The sequence below is a fragment of the Kribbella catacumbae DSM 19601 genome (genome assembly GCF_000372465.1).
In the GTDB taxonomy this organism is placed as follows: Bacteria; Actinomycetota; Actinomycetes; order Propionibacteriales; family Kribbellaceae; genus Kribbella; species Kribbella catacumbae.
Genome location: NZ_AQUZ01000075.1, coordinates 1 through 21773 on the forward strand (window position 1 = coordinate 1; position 21773 = coordinate 21773).

The 21773-nt window shown below is 67.2% G+C and carries 8 protein-coding genes and 1 pseudogene; 7 read left to right on the forward strand and 2 right to left on the reverse strand.

What is annotated here, in order from left to right; all coding sequences use genetic code 11:
• Together A3ES_RS50255 and A3ES_RS54695 are read left to right on the forward strand one after the other, a co-directional pair.
• Window positions 1-394 (forward strand): annotated as a pseudogene (locus A3ES_RS50255) (IS1634 family transposase); the annotation flags it as partial.
• Window positions 395-599: 205 nt separating this feature from the next.
• Window positions 600-752, forward strand: a complete 153-nt coding sequence (locus tag A3ES_RS54695; RefSeq protein ID WP_020392715.1) for a hypothetical protein — start codon at window positions 600-602, stop codon at window positions 750-752.
• 501 nt (window positions 753-1253) lie between these two features.
• On the opposite strand, the gene A3ES_RS0141305 is transcribed toward A3ES_RS54695, so the two are convergent.
• Window positions 1254-3173: a DUF1906 domain-containing protein gene (locus tag A3ES_RS0141305; protein WP_020392717.1), complete on the reverse strand. Its 1920-nt coding sequence runs from the start codon at window positions 3171-3173 to the stop codon at window positions 1254-1256.
• 417 nt (window positions 3174-3590) lie between these two features.
• Between A3ES_RS0141305 and A3ES_RS0141310 the strand changes: the two genes are divergently transcribed.
• The 5 genes from A3ES_RS0141310 (at window position 3591) to A3ES_RS0141330 (ending at window position 20686) form a co-directional block, all read left to right on the forward strand.
• Complete coding sequence (locus tag A3ES_RS0141310; protein WP_020392718.1) at window positions 3591-14003, forward strand: calcium-binding protein; 10413 nt, start codon at window positions 3591-3593, stop codon at window positions 14001-14003.
• A 67-nt stretch (window positions 14004-14070) separates the two neighbouring features.
• Window positions 14071-16188, forward strand: coding sequence for a glycogen debranching protein GlgX (glgX, locus tag A3ES_RS0141315; protein ID WP_020392719.1), 2118 nt, complete (start codon window positions 14071-14073; stop codon window positions 16186-16188).
• The gene (treY, locus tag A3ES_RS0141320) at window positions 16185-18590 is read left to right on the forward strand and encodes a malto-oligosyltrehalose synthase (RefSeq protein ID WP_020392720.1); all 2406 of its coding nucleotides are present in this window, start codon (window positions 16185-16187) and stop codon (window positions 18588-18590) included. Before glgX ends, treY begins: the two co-directional genes overlap by 4 nt.
• Window positions 18591-18594: 4 nt before the next feature.
• The gene (treZ, locus tag A3ES_RS0141325) at window positions 18595-20313 is read left to right on the forward strand and encodes a malto-oligosyltrehalose trehalohydrolase (protein WP_020392721.1); all 1719 of its coding nucleotides are present in this window, start codon (window positions 18595-18597) and stop codon (window positions 20311-20313) included.
• A 193-nt stretch (window positions 20314-20506) separates the two neighbouring features.
• A complete protein-coding gene (locus tag A3ES_RS0141330) occupies window positions 20507-20686 on the forward strand; it encodes a hypothetical protein (RefSeq protein WP_020392722.1) in 180 nt (59 codons plus the stop codon).
• 147 nt (window positions 20687-20833) lie between these two features.
• On the opposite strand, the gene A3ES_RS0141335 is transcribed toward A3ES_RS0141330, so the two are convergent.
• The gene (locus A3ES_RS0141335) at window positions 20834-21709 is read right to left on the reverse strand and encodes a type IV toxin-antitoxin system AbiEi family antitoxin domain-containing protein (protein ID WP_020392723.1); all 876 of its coding nucleotides are present in this window, start codon (window positions 21707-21709) and stop codon (window positions 20834-20836) included.
• Between the last annotated feature and the right edge of the window lie 64 nt (window positions 21710-21773).

Genomic DNA, 21773 nt, shown 5'->3' on the forward strand with positions numbered 1-21773 from the left:
CGACCTCGACCTGCGCCCGATCTACCACCGCCTCGAAGACCGGGTCCGCGCCCACGTGCTCATCGTCATGCTCGCCGCCTACCTGACCTGGCACCTGCGCCGATCCCTGGCCCCGCTGACATTCACCGACGAAGATCGACCCACACCCACCGACCCCGTCGCCCCCGCACAACGCTCCGACGCCGCGACCCGCAAGGCCTCCCGCCGAAAAGACCACACCGGCCAACCCGTCAGGTCGTTCCGTGCACTGCTCGACCACCTGGCCACCCTGACCCGCAACGACATCCAATACGGCCCCGACGGACCCGTCGTACCCACCCTGGCCATCCCCACCAACACCCAACGCCGCGCCTTCGAACTCCTCAACACCGTCATCCCGCTGACCCTGAAGTAGACAGAACCCCCACCCGCACAAACCACGAACCCCCTGCTCAGCAGGGGGTTCGCCATGTCACAGCAGACGTAACTTCGGACTAGCCGTGGGGATCCGAGCTCGGTTGAGTGATCCGCTGAATAGTCGGATTGTCACACCGCGACGGATTCCTGAGCGTGTGCAGTAGGGCAGCATCGTCAGGCTGCACCCTGGCAGGGCCAGCAAGGTGATCGAGCGCGACACCTCCGACGGCTACGACCGCATCATCAAACACCGCCAACTCGAATCGGCCGGCACCACCAAGACCACCGACATCACCTTCGGCGCGCTCGAGCGAGTCGGCACGAGCTACAACTGCAGTAGTAATCCTGTCATGTGACTGGAATTCCTGTCGTATGACATGCTGCCCATCTTGTCGGTGCCACTCGCCGCCAAGCCAGGCGAATAGAGCCGTTCGGATTGTTGCGGGGCCGTTGTTGAGAGCCCGGCTGGCTGCGGTGGCTGGAGTGTCGTGGCGACGCCAGGTCGGTGGGTTCGGCTCGGAGTACGAGGACAAACTGCCTGTGCCGCTCAATGCCGGTTCACAAGGCCGACCGGGGTGATATGTCGTACGCGGGCTGGTGGCTCGGGGTGGCGTGGCCGGGTGGCTGGACTTTGGGCATGGGCCAGTGCTCCAGCCGGAGTTCGTGCTACTGGCTTGAGCAGTTGGCGGCCCGGACCGCCACCACTCACTAACCTCGACTCGTTGTATCCGGCTGAGCGTGCGCGGGCGCGCTCCCGGGCAGAAATGGCAAGTTGGTGTGTGGTGGCGGTCCGGTCCCGCCACCCCAAACATGAGCGCGGTACGGGTGCTCGGTGACGGTCTCGTGCTGGCCGGGAGTTAGCTGACGGTGAGGACCTTTGAGGGGGTTTGGGTGCCTTGGTGGTCTGCGTCGGCTAGCCAGACGACTCGGTAGGTGTGGGTGCCTCGGGTGGTTGGCTTGATGCTGAAGGCGTACTTGCCGTTGGTCGTCAGCTTGCCGGTGGTGACGGCTACCCAGGTGGTGCCCGACCTGCGCTGCAGGTAGGCGGTTGTCCCGGCGTGCGGCGGGTTGAGGTAGCCGTAGAGGAGCGTGCTCGCGCCGAGCCTGATCGCGGCCGGCGTCAGGTAGCCCGACAGCGCCGGACGAACCTCCACCAGTACTGCGCTGCTCCGTGAACCCAGCAGGTCGGCCGAGCCGTTGTAGCCCCACATGTAGTAGGTGGAGACCGCCGGCTTCTGCAGTGAGGTGGCGTCACCGGTAGCCGAGGACGTGACCGTGGTGAGTGTCGTCCACCTCGTCGCGTTCTTCGCCTTCGAGTACAGCGTCATCGGTACTCCGGACAGCCCGGCCGCCGTGTCCGCCCGGGTGGCTTTGCTGCTGAGGGTGATTCCGCCGGTGTACATGGTCGAGGTGGGACTCGCTGCGATGGTGGCACGCGTGCCGGCCAGGTAGGTGTCCGCTCCGGGACCGATCTTGCCGGTGGTGTCCTTGATCCAGGCGCGGAACGTGTAGCTGGTCGCCCCCGCCAGGCCGGGGGCGCTCGTAGTACTGGCTGTGCCTGCGTAGACCGCGGTACCGCTGGTCGGGAGTGCGGGCGGGGTGGCGCCGGTGTTGCGGCGCACGATCACCTGGGCCAGCTTGGTGCCGGTCGGGACGGTCCAGCGGAGTGCGGCCGCTGCGTTGGTGCCGGTGGCGTCGAAGCCGGTCACCGGGACAGGCGGTGCTGTCAGGTTCAGCGCGTTGCCGTCGATGTTGATGCTGACGCCGCCGTGGGTCTCTTTGACGTTGCCGACGTTCTGGTGCACGCGTTGGTGGTTGGGCCAGTAGGTGGCCGGGATGAAGCGGCTGGTGCCGGCCGGGGTCGATCCCCAGTGGGCGAACCACAGGTTGTCCGGCCGCGTGTAGGCCGTGCTGTTGTAAGCGCTGGACAGATCGACCCCGCCGGAGCCCGCACCGACGTACGTACCGCCGACGTAGCCGCGGGAGTTGAGCTCCTGCGTCCAGCCGCTCAGGTAAGACAGTACGGAGGCCTTGCAGGACGCGGTCGACGGATAGTTCTCGATGTCGCTGTAGATCGCACTACGCGGCGCGAACCCGAGTGCTTGCGCCGCCACGACGGCGTTGGCTGCGGCAGCACGGCCCTGCGCCAAGGCGGTGGCGGGGACCGTTGACATTTTGCTGCTGAAGGTGGTGCACGGAGCCTGCATGCCGACATCGATCAACAGGAACTGCCAGGCCTTCGCAGCGTTCGCGGCGACCCACTCCGGCGTCAGGTTGGGCTGGTCACAGGCACGGAGGTCGCCGCTGATGTAGATGCCGACCGCTCGGTACGGCGAAGCCGGATACTTCCAGGCGTCCATCGCCGTCTGGCTCGGAGCCGTGCAGGTGTCGAACCCAGGAGCACCGATAGTCCCGGTGGCCACGATCGAGGGTGCCGCTTGAGCCTGTGCCTGCCGCGGCTGCTGGACCGCCTGAGCCTTCGAGGTCACCTTGCCGGAGGCCAGCACCTTGCGAGCGACCTGGTCAGCGCCACGAGCGTGGTACGCCGTCGCCAGCACACCGGCGCCTGCTACGGCGACCTGGAGTTCACCGTCAGTCGACCGAGCCGCCTTGGTCAACGGCTCCAGTACAAGCCCTTCACTGCGGCCGACCAAACGCGAAGGACAGTCGGCCTGCCCAGTACTGCGACCCAAATACACCGCGGGCCGGTCGAACCGCACACAAGCTGTCGGATCCTTGGCCAGATCCACCACCGGCCAGCTCGCCGGGACAGTCACTTCATAGCCTCGATAGGAAACGGTCTGGTCAGCCGCTCCCTGGGCCGCCCCTCCAGCGACCACTCCACCCGTCAACGCCACAACAACCGAAAGCACAACAGGCCTGACTAGCCTCACCAAAAGCTCCTCACAACGACGGACGGCTGACCCTACCGGCCCGCCGACTCGGCCACGCCGGACACCTGTTGCAGCTTGCTGCAATTTCCGGCGGTGGTCGGGAGCAGCCTGGGGAATGGTGAATGAGTGTTGAAGTTCGGCTGAGGTATTGCGTGGCTACTCTGCGTGGCTTACCTTTCGAGGCAGCGGCTGGGGGGTCGCCCATCGCGCAACCGTGGGGGGAGCGCGGGCCCTGGGCCGCGGGGGTGGACTCTGATGGGTCTTTTGCGTCTTGCGTCGTCGCGTCTGATTTCGGTTGCCGTGGCCATCAGTCTGTTGGTCGGCATGCTCGTCTACACCCCGAGGCCGGCTCGTGCCGCCGCTGACGGGGTCGATGATCTGCTGGGCCTGCTGGGAGTCGGTGGTTCGCCCGACAGCCTGGCGGCCTGGACGGCTGGGTTAGGGGCCGTTGACAAGCTGAAGGAACCGCTTCCGCTGATCGGGGCGAGTCCCGGCGGGTTGCTCGGGCTCAATGACCTGTTCGGTAAGGCGGTGACGGACGAGTTGCAGTCGGCCACCGACTTCGGTGATCTCGAGGTGGACAAGGACATCACCATCGACGGCGGCCGGGCCGGTCACCTCAAGACCACGGTGAGCGATCTCGGCGCGGGCAAGAAGCTGGACATCGTCGTCACCGTCGACAAGACCGCCACCGGCCAGGACCTGCGCCTCAGCAATGCCTCGCCGAAGGTCGAGCTCTCGGTCTCCGACGGAGTCACCGTCGCCCTGAAGTCGCGGCTCGCGCTCAGCGTGGTCTGGACCGGTACCGGCGACGACAAGGTCTACCTGGTCAGCTCCACCGGTACGCCGCGACTCGACCTGGACGCCCATGCCAGTATCGAGAACGCCACCGCGAAGGCGGCGATCGGCATCCTCGGCGTCTCGCTGACCGGCTCCTCCCTCGACGTCGACGCCCACTTCGTCGGCACGGTCAGCGATCCGGACAACGACGGCAAGCTGTTCTTCAGCGGTAACGGCGAACTGGCCCAGGCCGGTTCGCTCGACGGCCTCGTCACGGTCGGTCTCGACCCGCAGGGATCGCAGCCGATCGACGCCACCGACGCGGGCTCGCGCGGCTCGGTGCACGCGACCTTCCAGCTCGGCGCGGCAGCGGCGGGTATCCCCGCCGCCCTGCCGAGCGAGATCAGCGCCACCGTGCAGGTCGACTGGAACGACATCGGCACCGGTACGCCGGTCGTCAGCGCGCCCGACCTGGCCAGCACCGTCGGCCGATTCCAGAACATGAGCCTGCAGGACCTCGCCGAGGGCCTGGCCCAGGTGGTGGCCACGCTGACCGCGATCCAGAAGGCGAAGTACGACCCGGACGGCGCGGGTCCGCTGCCGTCGACCGGTGACCTGGACCTGCCGTTCATGAAGGGCACGCTCGCCGACGCGATCCAGATCAACGCGGTGCTGAAGGACTTCCTCGCCAAGCACACCGTCCCCGCCCCGACCGATCCCACCTACGCGGGCCAGGATCCGGCGCAGGCGGGCAAGCCGACCTTCACCTCGCTGCAGGACCTGCTCAAGAAGCTCGACGACGCCTCGGACATCTCGCTGGGCAACCTGGTCTGGGATGTCGCGACCAGCAAGCTCGCCCTCACCCTGGCGATGACCAAGGCAGCGCCGAACACCCCGGTCGAGCTCGACCCGATCAGTGTCGAGGCCTCCGGTCAGACCGCCGTGTACGGCGCCAAAACGCTGACCGTCGCGGGTGCCGGATGGGCCGTGAACCAGTGGATCGGCCGCCGGGTGGTGGCCGGGACGTCTGCTGGTGAGGTGGCCAGCAACGACGCGAGCACGATCACCCTGAAGGCGGATTGGGCCGGAGGACAGCCGATCGGCAACCCGCCGTACGTGATCGCCGGCGCGGAGCCGCATGTCGGTGCGGTGACCTTCGCGAACCGGATCGACTCCGGCGGGCACGGGATCGTCAACGCCAACGCGGACCAGACCTTTGCCAAGGTGACCCCGTCGTTCACCGCCTCGCTCACCTTGGTGCTCGACCTGCAGGACCCGAAGACCGGTGCCGCGTGCAACGGATTCCTCGGCTCCACGCAGGCTTGCCCGTTCACCCAGCACAACGGCCCGCTCGACATCGTCGTCCCGGCCCTGCCGCTGAACACCGATCGGGTGATGATCCGCACCGGCGGCTCGCTGTTCGCCGCGGACTTCCCGATCGAGACCGCTGTCGACCTGACCGCGAACGCGGGCTTCTTCAAGGTCCACCTGACCGGCCAGCTGAAGGTCTGCAACTCCTCCCTGGGCGACACCTGCCCAGCCGGTACGCCGTCCGGCCACATGCTGTCCGTCGGGTTGAAGCAACAGGGTGATGCCCAGCACGACCTGCGGCTGTCCGAGTTGTTCAAGCAACTCGTGGACGGTCCGCAGAACCTGCTCGACATCGACGCGAACGTCCGCGCGTACGGCGACCTGTCGGTGACGGTCCCCGAAGCCCCACAGTTCCTCCCGGCCGGTGCGACGACGAAGCTCACCGCGAAGTGGGCCGATCTGACCGATCCGGGTTCGGCGGTCCTCGACACCAGCGATCTCGCCGAGATCTTCAAGCTCGACTTCGACGCCGCCGACCCGAAGGCGCTGTTCACCGCGCTCATCAAGACGCTGCAGACGCTGTCGAAGCAGCTCGCAGCATCCAACCCGTCAGCCGGCGGTGGCGTTTTCGACAAGGACATCCCCGGCCTCGGCAAGTCGTTGCGCGATCTGCTGGTAAGCGACGAATCGAACGCCGGTGCTGGCGTCAGCTTCGGCGCGAACACGGTGGTCGACAACACCCGGGCCGACGGCAACCTCTTCACCGCGGCGCTCGTCGGCCGCTCGGTCGTGGTCGGCACCCAGGTGGGGATCGTCCAGGCCGTGTCGGCGGATGGGAAGACCCTGACGCTGACCAAGGCCTGGGAGTCGGCGCCGGCCGCCGGCACGCCGTACATGATGCGGTCGGCGTTGGATGACGTCACGGACCAGTTGCTGGCGAACACGCCGGACAACATCCAGGACGCGGTCGAGTTGCTGAACAAGGCGCTGGGCACGGACAGCGTCAAGTTCCGGTACCTCGAGGTCGGCGGCGAGCCGAACCTGGTACTGGACGTCGACTGGAAGCGTGGCTACCGGGCCGCTTCACCGATCAAGCTTGCCCTGGGCAACTTGAATGGTGGCGACCAGACGTTCGCCGGTGCCCAGGCGACGGGCCTGGCCCAGGTTCAGGTGGACGGCCGGGTCAAGGTCGGCCTGGTCATCCCGCTCAAGGCCGGGGAAGGTCCGGCCGACGGTACGGCGTTGAAGGTGCTGGAGGACTCGTCGATCAGCGTCGGCGCCAAGGCACAGCTGACGAACGGCACCGTCCAGGGCGTGGTCGGCCCGCTGAGCATCTCCCTGGGCAACCCGACCGCGGGCGCGCCCGACTCCGAGAAGGCGCAGGCCAAGGCGGATCTGAGCATCGCGCTGGCCAAGACGGGCGCGGTCGCCGACACTCCTGTCTCGTTCACCGACTTCATCGATGACGTCGGCGTGAACTTCAACGCCACCAACGGAACGGTCAGCTGTGGCGAGACGCTCGACACTCCGCTGATGGTGTGCGGCAGCCTGCCGATCTTCCTGAACAACTCGGGCGCGGACAACGGCTGGGTACCGATCGGCCAGATCGCCCTGCGCGTCCCCGACTCGACCAACCCGGCGGACCTGCTCGATCTCGACGACAACCTGCCGGCCCCGGACGCGGCCAAGAAGGAGCTCGAACTACCGGCCGATCTGGGCCAGCGGCTGGCGGACGCGTTGCTCGACTTCAAGAACTTCGGCGACGGCCTGGAGGGCTATCTGGCCGCCGTCGAGCAGGCTTTCCGGACGGCCAGCTTCCAAGGAAAGCTGCCGTTGATCGGCGAGGACCTGCAGCAGGGTGCTGACTTCATCGGCGATCTGCGGACCAAGCTGCGCAGCTCGATCTGGAACGAGCTGCCCGGTGGCGGCCGGCCGGCGAACTCCAAGGAGTTCAAGGACTTCATCAACACCAAGCTCGCGGCCGCGCTCGCCGAAGTACAGATCGCGGCGACGGAGGTGACCGTCGACTTCGACTGCACCGCAACGCTGGCGAAGGCGGCGGCTCCGACCGTGGCGGAGAACCCGGCGAACACCGGTACTACGACGTACGAGTACAAGGTGGTCGCCTATCAAGGGACGGGCGAAGGCACTGCCGGGGACACGATTCCAAGTGATCCGGGCCAGACGGCCAAGGGCCCGGCGACTCTGGACGACACCCACTTCAACCACCTCACCTGGGCGTCGGTGCCGAACGCGACCGGCTACAAGGTACTGCGTAAGGCGCCCGGCGACTCGGACTTCAAGCTGATCAAGAAGGCCGGCAACGTCCTGGTCCACGACGACAAAGGCGCGGACGCGGCCGCCGACTACACGGCGGTGGCGCAGGAACCCGACCTCGAGATCTGTAGCATCAACGACATCGGCGGCGTCTTCCTCGAGTTCACCGCCCGGCGCGGCAACGTGAGCTCGGCCAAGGGCTGCGAGAACACCGACGCGCCGAAGCCTTGCTTCCACACCTCGTTGCCGCTGGACATCGGCATCCCCGGTCTGGCCCTGCGGCAGGGCAAGGAAGGTACTGACGGCATCACCGTCGACGCCGGCTTCGCGCTGCACTTCAAGCTCGGGCTGACCAAAGCCGACGGCTTCTTCATCAACACTCACGACGGCTGGGGTTCGGACAACAAGGCGCGGCCCGAACTCCAGGTCGGCCTGGCCTTCGACCTGCCGGACACCATGGTCGCCGAGCTCGCCTTCATCAAGATCAACGTCGACAAGGCGACCGGCGAGGGGCACGACCCGACCAAGTCCTTGTTCGCCGGTGCGTTCCAGATCGACCTGAAGGCGCCCGGCGAGGACAGCTGTTTCAAGGGCACCGAGGACGCCTGCACGGCCGACGAGACCGCCAAGATCAAGTTCGCCGATCTCGGCAAGGGCGGCGAGCTGTTCGGCGTCTCGCTGGCCGGTGGCTTCACGATCGACTGGATCGTGGAAGCGCAGGTGGACTCCGCCTTCCCAGGGGTCCGGGCGAACTTCCAGCTCACTTGGGCCTTCGACAACTTGGCGCCGCAGGACTCGGGCGCGCCGTACATCGCCTTCAAGGACGTCGGGATCAGTGCCGGCAGCTTCTTCGAGGGACTGCTCGGCGATGTGGTCAAGGAGATGAAGCGGGTCACCGGACCGCTGCAGCCGGTGATGGACACGCTCTATGCGCCGATCCCAGTACTGTCCGATCTGAGCCGGATGGCTGGTGGCGGTGACGTCACGTTGATGACGTTGGCCAAGTCGTTCAGCACGCTGGCCGGTGGGCCGAAGCTCGACTTCGTCGACACGATCAAGTCGGTGATCGAGTTCATCAACCGGCTGCCAACCTGCAGTCCGGACGTGGACAACGACTGTTACGTCCCACTCGGCGACTTCGAGATCGCCGGCGACAAGGCGCTGGAGACGAGTAACTCGCCGAGCACCGCGGACAAGATGTACAAGGCGACGAACGCGAAGTCCGGTACCGAGGTGAAGAGCAACCTCAACGGCAAGAACGAGAACCCGGCCGCGGGCGACAACCCGATCTTTGGTGGCACCGGGCTGGCTCCGGGCGAGGGCGACGCGGAGAAGTCCGGCATCACCTTCCCGATCCTCGAGCAGCCGGCCAAGGCGTTCAACCTGCTGATGGGCGGCGACGTCACGCTGGTCGAGTTCGACTCCGGTCCGCTGACGCTCGGCTTCAGCTGGCGGCAGGCCTTCGGTCCGGTGTACGCGCCGCCGCCGGTCTTCGTCACGCTCGCCGGCTCGGCCAGTGTCAGCCTGCGGATCGTCGCCGGACTGGACACGTACGGCATCCGCAAGGCGGTCGAGGCGGCGCAGAACGGTGCGCCGGTGGACGCTGTCGACGTACTGGACGGGCTGTTCTTCAAGACCGTCGACGACGCCGGTACGCCGATCCCGGTGGTGCAGTTGACCGGTGAGATCGCCGCAGGTGCCGCCGTCAGCGCTGTGATCATCACGGTCGGCATCGAGGGCGGCCTGCGGTTGACGATCGGCTTCTACTGGAACGATCCGAACGACGACGGCAAGTTCCGGGTCAGCGAATTCCTTCATGCGGCCTTGAACAACCCACTGTGCTTGTTCACTGTGAGTGGCCGGTTGTCCTTGTTCTTAAGGGTTTACATCACCATCGGCGTGAGCATCTTCTCCGTCTCGTTCAGCTTCACGCTGGCCGATGTGACGCTGCTCGACTTCTCCGTCAAACCGGACTGCGAACCGCCACCGCCCAAGCTCGGCGGGACGGTCGGCGACACCGTCGTGGTGTTCGCCGGTCAATACGGCAAGAACGCGCAACGCGGCGCACCGTGGGGCAACGAGGCCGCGGCGGTGGAGAAGGACACCGTCAAGGTGATCTCCCTGCACTACGCCCAGAAGCCTGGTGACGCGACCGGCACCAACGGCGACTTCGACGGCTTCTCGGTGGAGATGCTCGGCGAACGGCGCGACTATCTCGACCCGAACCTGAAGCGGGTCGTCGTGGACGGCGAGGGCTACGCCAAACCGATGAACATCACCTTCATCGGCGACGGCAAGAAGACGACGGACGACAACGCAGGCAAGACGCCAGCGATCTATGACAAGGACGCCGTGGTGATCGGCGGAACCAAAGACGACGTCATCACCACCGGCCGCGGACTCTCGTACGTCGACGGTCGCGGCGGTAACGACATCATCGTCACGGGTGACACCGGCGGTGCGACGTCGAAGGCGATGGTCGCGGGTGGCTCCGGCGACGACACCATCACGGTCGGAAACGGTGACAACAAGGTCGGCGGTGACAGCTCGCTGGGCACCGCTCGCAAGAACCGTCAGGTGACGCACAACGCCCAGGACGGCGGCGGTAACTCGGACCTGGCGTCGGTGTTCGACTGGGAGTCGATCGCCGATCCGACGACGCAGACCGAGGTTGCCCCGGCGGGTGGCGACACGATCGGGCTCGGACTCGGTACCAACAAGGCCGTCGGCAACAGCGGCAACGACAAGATCGGCGTCGCGGCGGACCAGCCCGACGGTGCCTTGAAGGCCGGGGTCAACACGATCGTCGGCAACCAGGGCAACGACCGGATCACCGGCGGTTCGAACGCGGACCGCATCTTCACCGCGGCGGAAGACGAGTTCGACGTCGACGCGCCAGGTCCGGCAGACACCGTGGGGGCCGACCCCGCGACCAACACCGTCGACACAGGCACCGGCAGCGACCGGGTCTGGGGCAGCCAGGGCTTCGACAACATCACCAGCCACTCGCAGGGTGACCAGACCGCCAAGCTCATCGGTGGTGGCAGCCGGGACATCCTGCTGGGCGGCTTCGGTACGGACGAGGTGTACGGCGGTCCAGGTGACGACTACGTCATCGCCGAGCCGGCCGAGGTCAGCGGGACCGACGGGCCGGACGATGGGTACGGCGCGACCAGGACGGTGAACAAGCTGCCGCTGCCCGCGGGAGTGCCGTCCAACGCGAAGACGCTGGTCGGTGGCCTCGGCAACGATCATCTGATCGGCGGCGACGGACCGGCGAAGATGTTCGGCGACAAGCGGATCGATGGCGAGCTGTGCAAGCCGGGCGCACCGGTGACGTCGGATCCGGTTGCCGAGAGCACCAATGCGGGAACTGGTGACGGCAACGACCGCATCCTCGGTGGAGCGGGCATCGACACCGTCTCCGCAGGTGGCGCGAACGACCTGGCAGAACTTGCTGGGGGCAACGACCTCGCCTGCGGTCAACAGGGTAAGGACACCTTGCGCGGCGGCGGTGACGCCGACCAGCTCTGGGGCGGCACTGAGACCGATGTCCTGTACGGCGACGCCGGGCTCGACCAGGCCTTCGGCAACGCCGGTGACGATGTCGCGTACGGCGGAACCGACGTCGACGTCATCGAGGGCAACAACGGCAAGGACTGGATGACCGGTGGAGCCGGCAACGACCTGGTCTACGGCGGTACCCGTGCGGCGGGCCGGACAGACAACGGTGAGGACGACCTGTACGGCGACACCGGCAACGACCGGCTGATCGGCGACAACGGCACCGTGGACGCACCGGGCGCCCCGGCGATCCCGCTCGACCTGGACGGGACCGACGCGACGGCTGGAGCAGGTGACCGGATCCACGGTGGCGACGGCGACGATACGGCGTACGGTGGTCTTGGTGCCGATCTCGTGAACGGCAACGGCGACAACGACCATCTGGAAGGCAACAACGCCTCGGATGTTGTCCATGGCAACGATGGTGAGGACGCGATCGCCGGTGGCTCGTTCGAGCAGGCGACTGCCGGGGTGGGGCGGCCGGACACCGGTGACGTGCTCTTCGGCGATGCCGGTCCGGACCTGATGGCCGGTGACAACGCGATCCTCAGGCTGACGGCGGATCCGGCGGCGACCACGCCGGTGACAAGGCAGCGCGGCTTCGCGGCCGGTCACACGGTCACGCTGCTCGATCTCGGGCTGACGCCGGTCGCGAACACGTCCGGCAACGACCAGATGTCCGGTGGCGACGGGCAGGACGTGCTCTACGGCCAGGGCGGCGAGGACCGTGCCAAGGGCGACGGTGAGGACGACTACGTCGAGGGCGGTCAGGCTAGCGACTGGGTTGAGGGCAACCTGGCCGATGACGATCTGGTCGGCGGCAGTTCGACGGAGCTCGCGGCCGGTACAGGGCAGCTCGACACGGCCGATGCGATCTTCGGTGGTCCCGGTGACGACGTGGTCACCGGCGACAACGGCCAGGTACGGCGTCCGGCGTCCGGCCAGACCCCGACCAGGGCGACCGTACGGCTCGGCACCGAGCCGGGTGTCGCCATGGCGGCGCGCATCGTCGACCTGTACGACCTGGGAGCGAACAAGCTCGTACCAGGCCCAGCAGACCGGTTCGGGGCCGACCGGCTCTCTGGTGGCGAGGGTGTGGACACGATGTGGGGCCAGGACGGTGGCGACTTCATCTCCGGTGGTGCCCATGCCGACTACGTCGAGGGCAACGGAGGCGCCGACGTACTGCGTGGAGACCTCTCGCTGGCCGGCGACTCGCCCTTCACGACTGTGGCTCCGTTGGCCGATCCGGGCTGGCCCGGGACGGCCAGTGCGGCCGCACTGCTGGAAGGTGCGACTGCCCCGGACGGACAGGACGACCTGATCGGCGGCAGCTCGGCCAAGGGCTTCCGGGACACCGGGGACACGGTCGAGGCCGACGGCGCCGACGACGTAGTACTGGGTGACAACGGGTCGCTCATGCGGCCGATCACCGGCCAGACCGAGCGGGTCTACGCCGACCGCTACCCGAACGGCACTCCGCCGGCCGGGGCCACGGTGGCGCGGACGCACGACCCGGACCTCGGTGGCCCGAGCACCCGGTTCTGCACCGAGGCACAGGCCACCTGCGAGGTCGCCGGAGCCTTCGGCAACGACACCCTGTACGCCGAAGCGGGCGACGACGGCGTCTGGGGCCAGGACGGTGACGACACCATCTACGGCGGCCTGGACGACGACGACCTGTTCGGCGAACTCGGCGACGACACCGTGTTCGGCGAGGCCGGCGAGGACGCGATCCTCGGCGACCGCGGCGGCGTGGTGAACCAGTACCTCGACACCGGGGACGCCCCGGCCCAGTTCAGCATCTCGCTGAACTCGCCGCCGGCCGAGACCTACGTCGGCTTCCGGCGCGGGCTCTACGACCGGCGGGTGGACCTGGAACACGACGTCGACGGCGACCAGTGGATCGGTACTTCGACCTCGGCCGAGATGCCGCATGACGGCATCACCGTGGGCGGCAGGGACAAGCTCAGGGGCGGTGCGGGCGACGACAACGTCCACGCCGGCTACGGGGACGACCTGGCCAACGGCGACAGTGGTGGCGACGAGGTCTTCGGCGGCGACGGCGAGGACGTCCTGTGGGGCGGCAAGGGCTGCGACCCGGTCCTGGACGCCGCCACGCCGGACTGCCTCACCAGCGGCGTCTTCGACCCGGACTCGCGCGGTACGAACGACCGGTTCGTCGACCACGTCTTCGGTGGCGTCGGCGAGTCCGATCCGGCGAAGCAGAACGTGGTCGGCTCGGACATCCTCGACTTCAACCCGAGGGGTGCCTACCCGGGCAGCTGTGCGCCGGGTGACTGGCCGGTCACGACGTCCGGGGTCACGGTCGACCCGTGCCTGTGGTTCCAGCTGACGGACAAGGCCGACGACACGGCCGCGCCCGAGACCCTGGCGAACAACCAGCACCACCAGGGCACGGACTGGATCTACGGCGGCTGGGACCGGGACGTGCTGCAGGGCGACGTCGCCCAGAACGGCCCGAACCCGGGTGACCGGCTGATCGACTGGAACGGCGCGTACAACCTGTTCACCCACTGCAACGCGGCGTACGGAGGGTTCAACGACGTCCGGCAGCACTCGCCGGCGATGCAGAACTTCCTCCACGCGGTTGCCTGGGGAGCCGGGGCGGGCCGGGCGGTCACAGACGTGACCACCGCCGGTACTTCGGCGTACCGGGAGCTGGCGCTGACCTACAACACCGACCACGGGCACGGCACGGGGAGCGCTTACCCGGGCACGCCGGGGCACTTCGACGACCCGGTGTCATGCTCCGACTAGATGAATTCACGGTGCGGAACCGCACCACCATTCCCCAGCAGGGGGTAGGGGTGGCTACTGTCGTCGGGTGCAGAAATGGCCTGGTCGTCCCTATCCCCTCGGAGCCACGTACGACGGTTCCGGAACGAACTTCGCGGTCTTCTCGGAGGTTGCTCAGCAAGTTGACCTGGCACTGATCGCCGACGACGGGTCGGAGCAGTTGGTGCAGCTGACCGAGGTGGACGGGTTCGTCTGGCACGCCTACCTGCCGGCGGTGCAGCCGGGTCAGCGCTACGGGTACCGCGTGCACGGGCCGTACGACCCGGCCAACGGGCACCGGTGCAACCCGTCGAAGCTGTTGCTGGACCCGTACGCGAAGGCCATCGACGGGCAGGTGGACGCCGACGAGTCACTGTTCAGCTACCGGTTCGACAAGCCCGACGAGCTGAACACGATGGACAACAGCGAGCACACCATGTTGTCGGTCGTCACCAACCCGTTCTTCGACTGGGGCAACGACCGGCCGCCGGGGCACGCGTACCACGAGACGGTGATCTACGAGGCGCACGTCAAGGGCCTGACCATGACGCATCCGGCGCTGCCGGAGGACATCCGCGGCACGTACGCCGGGATGGCGCACCCGGCGATCATCGAGCACCTCAAGGAGCTCGGCGTGACCGCGGTCGAGCTGATGCCGGTGCACCAGTTCGCGCAGGACGGGCACCTGCAGCAGCGGGGACTGTCCAACTACTGGGGTTACAACACGATCGGCTTCTTCGCGCCGCACAACGCCTACGCGGCCGGCGGCACCCGTGGTCAGCAGGTGACCGAGTTCAAGACGATGGTGCAGGCGCTGCACGAGGCCGACATCGAGGTGATCCTCGACGTCGTCTACAACCACACCGCGGAGGGCAACGAGCTCGGCCCGACGCTGTCCTTCAAGGGCATCGACAACGCCGCGTACTACCGGCTGGTGGACTCGGACAAGTCGCACTACTACGACACCACCGGCACCGGGAACAGCCTGCTGATGCGGCACCCGCACGTGCTGCAGCTGATCATGGACTCGCTGCGTTACTGGGTCACCGAGATGCACGTGGACGGGTTCCGGTTCGATCTCGCCTCGACGCTGGCCCGCCAGTTCCATGAAGTGGACCGGCTGTCGGCCTTCTTCGACCTGGTCCAGCAGGACCCGGTGGTCAGCCAGGTGAAGCTCATCGCCGAGCCTTGGGACGTCGGTGACGGCGGCTACCAGGTGGGCAACTTCCCGCCGCTGTGGACCGAGTGGAACGGCAAGTACCGCGACACCGTGCGGGACTTCTGGCGCGGTGAGAAGTACACGCTGGCCGAGTTCGGCTCGCGGCTGACCGGCTCGTCGGACCTCTACCGCGACGACAGCCGCCGCCCGCTGGCGAGCATCAACTTCGTCACCGCCCACGACGGATTCACCCTGCGCGACCTGGTCTCGCACAACGACAAGCACAACGAGGCGAACGGCGAGGGCGGCAAGGACGGCGAGAGCCACAACCGGTCCTGGAACTGCGGCGCCGAGGGCTCGACCGACGACCCCGCGATCCTGGAGTTGCGCAACCGGCAGCAGCGAAACTTCCTGACCACACTGCTGATCTCCCAGGGCGTGCCGATGCTCGCGCACGGCGACGAGCTCGGCCGGACCCAGAGCGGCAACAACAACGTCTACTGCCAGGACAACGAGCTCGCCTGGGTGGACTGGAGCCTCACCCCCGCGCAGAAGGACCTGCTGACCTTCACCGGCCGCCTGGTCCGGCTCCGGCACGAGCACCCGGTACTGCGCCGTCGCCGCTTCTTCCATGGCGACACCGGAGTCGACGGACTCGGCGACCTGGTCTGGTTCACCCCGAACGGCACGGAGATGCAGAACGGCGACTGGAGCCGGGACGACGCTCGCGCGATCGCCGTGTTCCTCAACGGTGACGCGATCTCCGAGCCGGACCCGCGCGGTGAGCCGGTGGTGGACGACTCGTTCCTGATCCTGCTGAACAGCGACTACCAGCCGCTGGACTTCCTGCTCCCCGCGAAGGAGTACGGCGACTCGTGGACGGTCGTGGTCGACACCGCCACGCCCACCGGCGGCGCCGGCGACGAGGAGCACGCTGCCGGCAGCACCATCCGGATCGAAGCCCGCGGCACACTGGTCCTGACCAGGCCGAGGCAGGCGACGCAGTGACAGGGGTCCCGCAGGCGACCTATCGAGTGCAGCTGCATGCCGGCTTCGGCTTCGATGCCGCCGCTGAGGTCGTGCCGTATCTGCACAGCCTCGGGATCTCCCACATCTACTTGTCCCCGATCCTGCAGGCCGCACCCGGCTCCACTCATGGGTACGACGTCGTGGACCACAGCAGGCTGTCTGAGCCGGCCGGTGGGCGCCCTGCGTTCGACCGGCTCGCTGCTCAGTTGGCTGACCACCGCATGGGGGCGATCTCGGACGTAGTACCGAATCATGTCGCCGTGCCGACGCCTGCTCGACTCAACACGGCCCTGTGGTCGGTACTACGTGATGGCCCAGGCTCGCCCTATGCCGAGTGGTTCGACGTCGACTGGGGCTCGGGGAACCAGCCGCTCCTGATGGCCGTGCTCGGCCAGCGGATCGGCAGAGTGCTCGCCGACGGCGAACTGTCGGTCGACGGCGACGTACTCCGGTACTACGACCACGAGTACCCGCTGCGCCCAGGGACGGAGAACCTGCCGATCGCTGAGCTGGTGACCGAGCAGTGGTACCGCCTGGCGCATTGGCGAGTCGCAGACGAGGAACTGAACTACCGGCGCTTCTTCGACGTCGACACCCTGGCTGCTGTGCGAGTAGAGAACCGGGAGGTCTTCGAGGCCACGCACGAGTTGCTGTTCTCCTTGCTGCACGAGGGAAAGCTCAACGGCTTCCGCATCGATCACCCGGACGGCCTTGCCGACCCACGCGGGTACCTGCGCCGCTTGGCCGAGCGCACGGGCGGTGCCTGGGTTGTAGTCGAGAAGATCCTCGAAGGCGATGAGGAACTGCCAGGAGACTGGCCCTGCGCGGGCACTACCGGGTACGACGCTTTACTGCGTGTCGGTGGGCTCTTCCTCGATCCCGCCGGCGCAGCACCGCTGTCTGCCTTCCACTCGGAGCTCACTGGCGAGCCGGCCGACTTCGCACCCGTCGTCGAGCAGGCCAAGCGTGAAGTGGTGAAGCACGGCCAGTACGCCGAAGAGCACCGGCTTGTGGAGCTCCTTGCTCGCATCTGCCAGGACGACGTGCGCCTGCGCGACCACACTCGCCGCGCCTTCCACGTGGTGGTTGTGGAGCTGCTGGTGAACTTCGACCGGTACCGGGCGTACGTAGTACCGGGGGAACAGCCTGATCCGACTTCGGTGCGGGCTCTCGAGCATGCGACCGAGCTGGCTCGGCGCAACCTCGATGAGGACCAGCAGGAGACCCTGGAGCTGGTCCGCGACCTGCTGCTGGGTCGCGAGGCCGGTACTGCGAGCCGCATCGACGAGCATGCGCGGCACGAGCTCCTCGTGCGGTTCCAGCAGACGTGTGGGCCGGTGATGGCGAAGGGGATCGAGGACACCGCCTTCTACCGCTGGTTCCGGCTCACCTCGCTGAACGAGGTCGGTGGGGATCCGGAGCATTTCGGGGTCTCGCCGGAGGAGTTCCACGCGTTCGCCGCCCGGCTGAACGATCGCTGGCCGCGGACGATGACCACGCTGTCCACTCATGACACCAAGCGATCCGAGGACGTCCGGGCCCGGCTCGGGGTGTTGTCGGAGCAGCCCGCGGCCTGGATCGAGGCGGTTCGGTCGTGGCGGTCTCTGGCCGAGCACCATCGCGATTCGGAGCTGGACGGCAGCACGGAGTACCTGGTCTGGCAGACGCTCTTCGGCACCTGGGACGACGGGCCGATCGCCGAGGACCGGCTGCAGGGCTATCTGCTGAAGGCTGTGCGTGAGGCCAAGCGGCGTACGAGCTGGACGTCGTCCGATGAGGAGTATGAGGGGTACGTCGCGTCGTTCGTCACTGGCGTGCTTGGTGACGAGGCTGTGCTCTCGGCCGTTGGCGAGTTTGCTGCTGGGCAGGCGGAGTACGTCCGGGCGGCGACGCTCGGGCAGAAGCTGGTCCAGCTCACGATGCCTGGTGTTCCGGACGTGTACCAGGGCAGCGAGCTGGTCGACCTGTCGCTGGTCGATCCGGACAACCGTCGCCCGGTGGACTACGCGCAGCGGATCTCCTCACTGGCCAGGCTAGATGCTGGCGCTCGGCCTGTTGGATTGGCCGAGGAGAAGCTGCTGGTGACGTCCCGGGCGCTTCGGCTACGGCGGCGGAACCCCTCGGCCTTCGCGGGCAGCTACAAGCCCCTGCCCACCTCCAGTGGGCATGCGGTCGCCTTCAGCCGCGGCGACGCCGTGGTGACGATCGCAACGCGGCTGCCCGTCGCTCTGCACCGACTGGGCGGCTGGCGCGACAGCACCGTCGTACTGCCCGAGGGGAACTGGCAGGACGTGTTGACCGGCCGCTCGGTGGGTGGTGGAGCGACTCGGATCCACGAGCTACTGGCAGACCTTCCGGTGGCGCTACTCGCTAGGAGCTGATCGGGTGCATTTCGCTGTCTGGGCTCCTGCTGCTTCTGCTGTCTCGCTGCTCCTCTCCGAGTCGGTTCTGGAGATGCGGCAGGGCGACGGCGGGTGGTGGGAGCTGTCGGTTGCTGAGGCTGGGCATGGGACTTCTTATGCCTTCTCTGTTGAAGGCAGTGAGCCGATGCCCGATCCGCGGAGCGCCTGGCAGCCTGACGGGGTTCACGGGTTCAGTCGGGTCTTTGACTCGTCCCGGTTTGAGTGGACGGATGCTGGGTGGCGTGGGCGCGACGTACGGGGTGCTGTCTTCTACGAGCTGCACGTGGGGACGTTTACGGCGGAGGGGACGCTGGAGGCGGCTGCTGGGCATCTGGACTACCTTGTGGCGTTGGGGGTTGAGGTTGTCTCGCTGATGCCGGTGGCGGCCTTTCCTGGTCGGCACGGGTGGGGGTACGACGGGGTCGATCTGTACGCAGTACATGAGCCGTATGGCGGGCCGGGAGCCTTGCAGCGGTTTGTGGATCGGTGTCATGAGGTGGGGCTGGCCGTGTGTTTGGACGTTGTCTACAACCATCTCGGGCCTAGCGGGAACTATCTGGATGCTTTCGGGCCGTACTTCACGTCCAAGCACACGACGCCGTGGGGGCCTGCGGTGAATCTGGACGACGCTGGGTGCGTTGAGGTCCGGCGGTGGATCTGTGACAACGCGCTGCGGTGGTTCGGGGAGTTCCACGTCGACGCGTTGCGGCTGGACGCAGTACATGCGCTGGCTGATGAAAGTCCGCAGCACTTGCTGGCTCAGCTGTCCTTGGAGACTGCAACGCTCTCTGCATCGTTGGGGCGACCGTTGGGACTGGTGGCCGAGTCTGATCTCAACGATCCGCGCATGGTCGAGCCGGTGAGCTCTGGTGGGCTGGGGATGACGGCGCAGTGGAGCGACGACTTCCACCACGCGTTGCACACGTTGCTGACCGGCGAGCAGGCCGGGTACTACGTGGACTTCGGCGATCCGGGGGTATTTGCCAAGACGCTCACTCAGGTGTTTCTCCACGACGGGTCGTACTCGACCTTCCGCGGGCAGGACTGGGGACGGCCGGTCGACCCGGAGCGGCATGGGGGCTGGGAGTTCCTCGCCTATACGTCGAACCACGATCAGGTCGGCAACCGGGCGCTCGGCGACCGGCCTGCGTTGACGCCGGGCCAGTTGGCGATCGGGGCGGCGCTGGTGCTCACTTCGCCGTACACGCCGATGCTGTTCATGGGTGAGGAGTGGGGCGCCTCGACGCCGTGGCGGTACTTCACCGACCACAGTGAGGCCTCGCTGGCCGAAGCTGTCCGGGTTGGGCGCCGGCGGGAGTTCGCGGCGTACGGGTGGGATGCGGAGGAGATTCCTGACCCGCAGGACCCGGCGACGTGGCGATCGTCGGTGCTCGACTGGACCGAGCTGGACGAGCCGCCGCATCGGGAGCTGCTGCGCTGGTACCGGGATCTGCTGGCCCTGCGAGCGCGGAGCGAGGACCTGCGCAACGACCGGCTCTCCTCGGTGGACGTCACGTACGCCGATTCGTGGCTGGTCGTGCGTCGCGGCGCTCTGCGGGTGGTGGTCAACCTCGACCCGGGCGAGGCGGTGGTGCCGGTGGATGGCGTACCGGCGTACCAGGTGATGGCTTTCGGGGACTGTGCCGTGATTACAGAGGGTGTTCGGCTGGCAGGCTACGGCGTGGCGATTTTTGCCGGTTGAAAGATTCCACCCTGAAGCAAAGTGTCTACGAAATGTTCCCGAAACACCTTTGCCCGTTGATAAGTCTGGACATGGTCACGATTTGTCCGTTTGTCGTAGGTAGTTCAAGAATTGCTTGTATTTGTGGCCCTGTGTGACCGACTGTGGAGAAGGCCGCAGGGGCCGTGCCGGGGGGATGACCGGGAGGACACCTATGACCGTCGGAGGCGTTGACACCTACTACGACTACGAAGAGAAGCAGTGGAAGAGCAGGAAGCTGGGAGGCGGCCCGATCCGCCGCGGCCCAGTCTGTCCAGCCCCACGCACCATCGACCATCCACCAACCGAGCGCCACGATCGCCATTCCGCGAAAGACAACAAGGTCTCCAACTGACCGATAAGCACTCGCCCGGGAGCTGCCCCAAACCCCAGCCCCCGGGCGCGCCCCTGCCTGGCACCCGGCCCGCCCCACACGGTGGGCCCGGACCGCCATCACATGCCAAGCTCCCGGGGCGAGCCGTCTCCCCGCTCCGCTATCGGCTCAGGCGGCCCGCAGATGCGACTTGGTGTGTGGTGGGGAACCGGTTAGCTCGGCGACTGAGGCGGCGACCCAGTCTTGGTCGTACATGATGTCCTCCCAGCTGAAGCGGAGCACTGTCCAGCCGCGGATCGCGAGGTTCACGCCGCGGCGGCAGTCCTTGACCAGTTGCTGGCGCGTGCCGTGGTGTTCGAATCCGTCGGCTTCGAGGCCGAGCTTTGTGGATCGGTTGCCGAGGTCCAGGCGTGCGGAGAAGGTGTTGTCCCGGACCGCGACCTGCGGTTCGAAACCGTCGATGCCTGCTTGGATGAGGATTGCTCGCAGTGCTGATTCCAGGACAGACTCGGAGCGGGCGTCTGCGAGGGCTGCGACCTCCTGGATCCTTCGGCGATGGGGACCGCGGAGCTGTGCGGCCGCCGCGAACAGGTCGTCGGGGTCCACGATTCCTTGGTGCAGGGCGGAATCGGCCACGGCGAGTGCCTCCGCGAGCGGAAATGCTCTGATGCAGTCGAGCACCGTCCGGATCGGGGTGGTGACGTCGTTCAGAGCCGGCGCGTCGGCCCAGTGCAGTACGCACTTGTCCTCGGTGGCGCGCCTGGCTCTACCTGGTGGAAGGGTGACGTGGGGTATCAGTGGCTCGGTGATCACCTTCATGCCCCAGTGCTGAGCGGCGCTCAGGTGGGAGACGACACCGCCGTGGCTTCGCGCCGTGGCGAGCGCGACTGGTGCGTCTGGGAGGGTGTAGACGCCTTTGGCTGAGCGGCGGATCTGACCGGCGAGCAGGGCGTTGCGAATGCTGCGGCCGGACACCACGGCGCGGAGCTCGGCGAAGGTCGCGGTGCCTTGTCGCCGCGCGAGAACCTCCGTCACCTCCGGCATGTATTCATAGTGGCGGATTTCGGCCGATGGCGGCGGCGGTTGTCCACAGGTCCGGACCGCCACC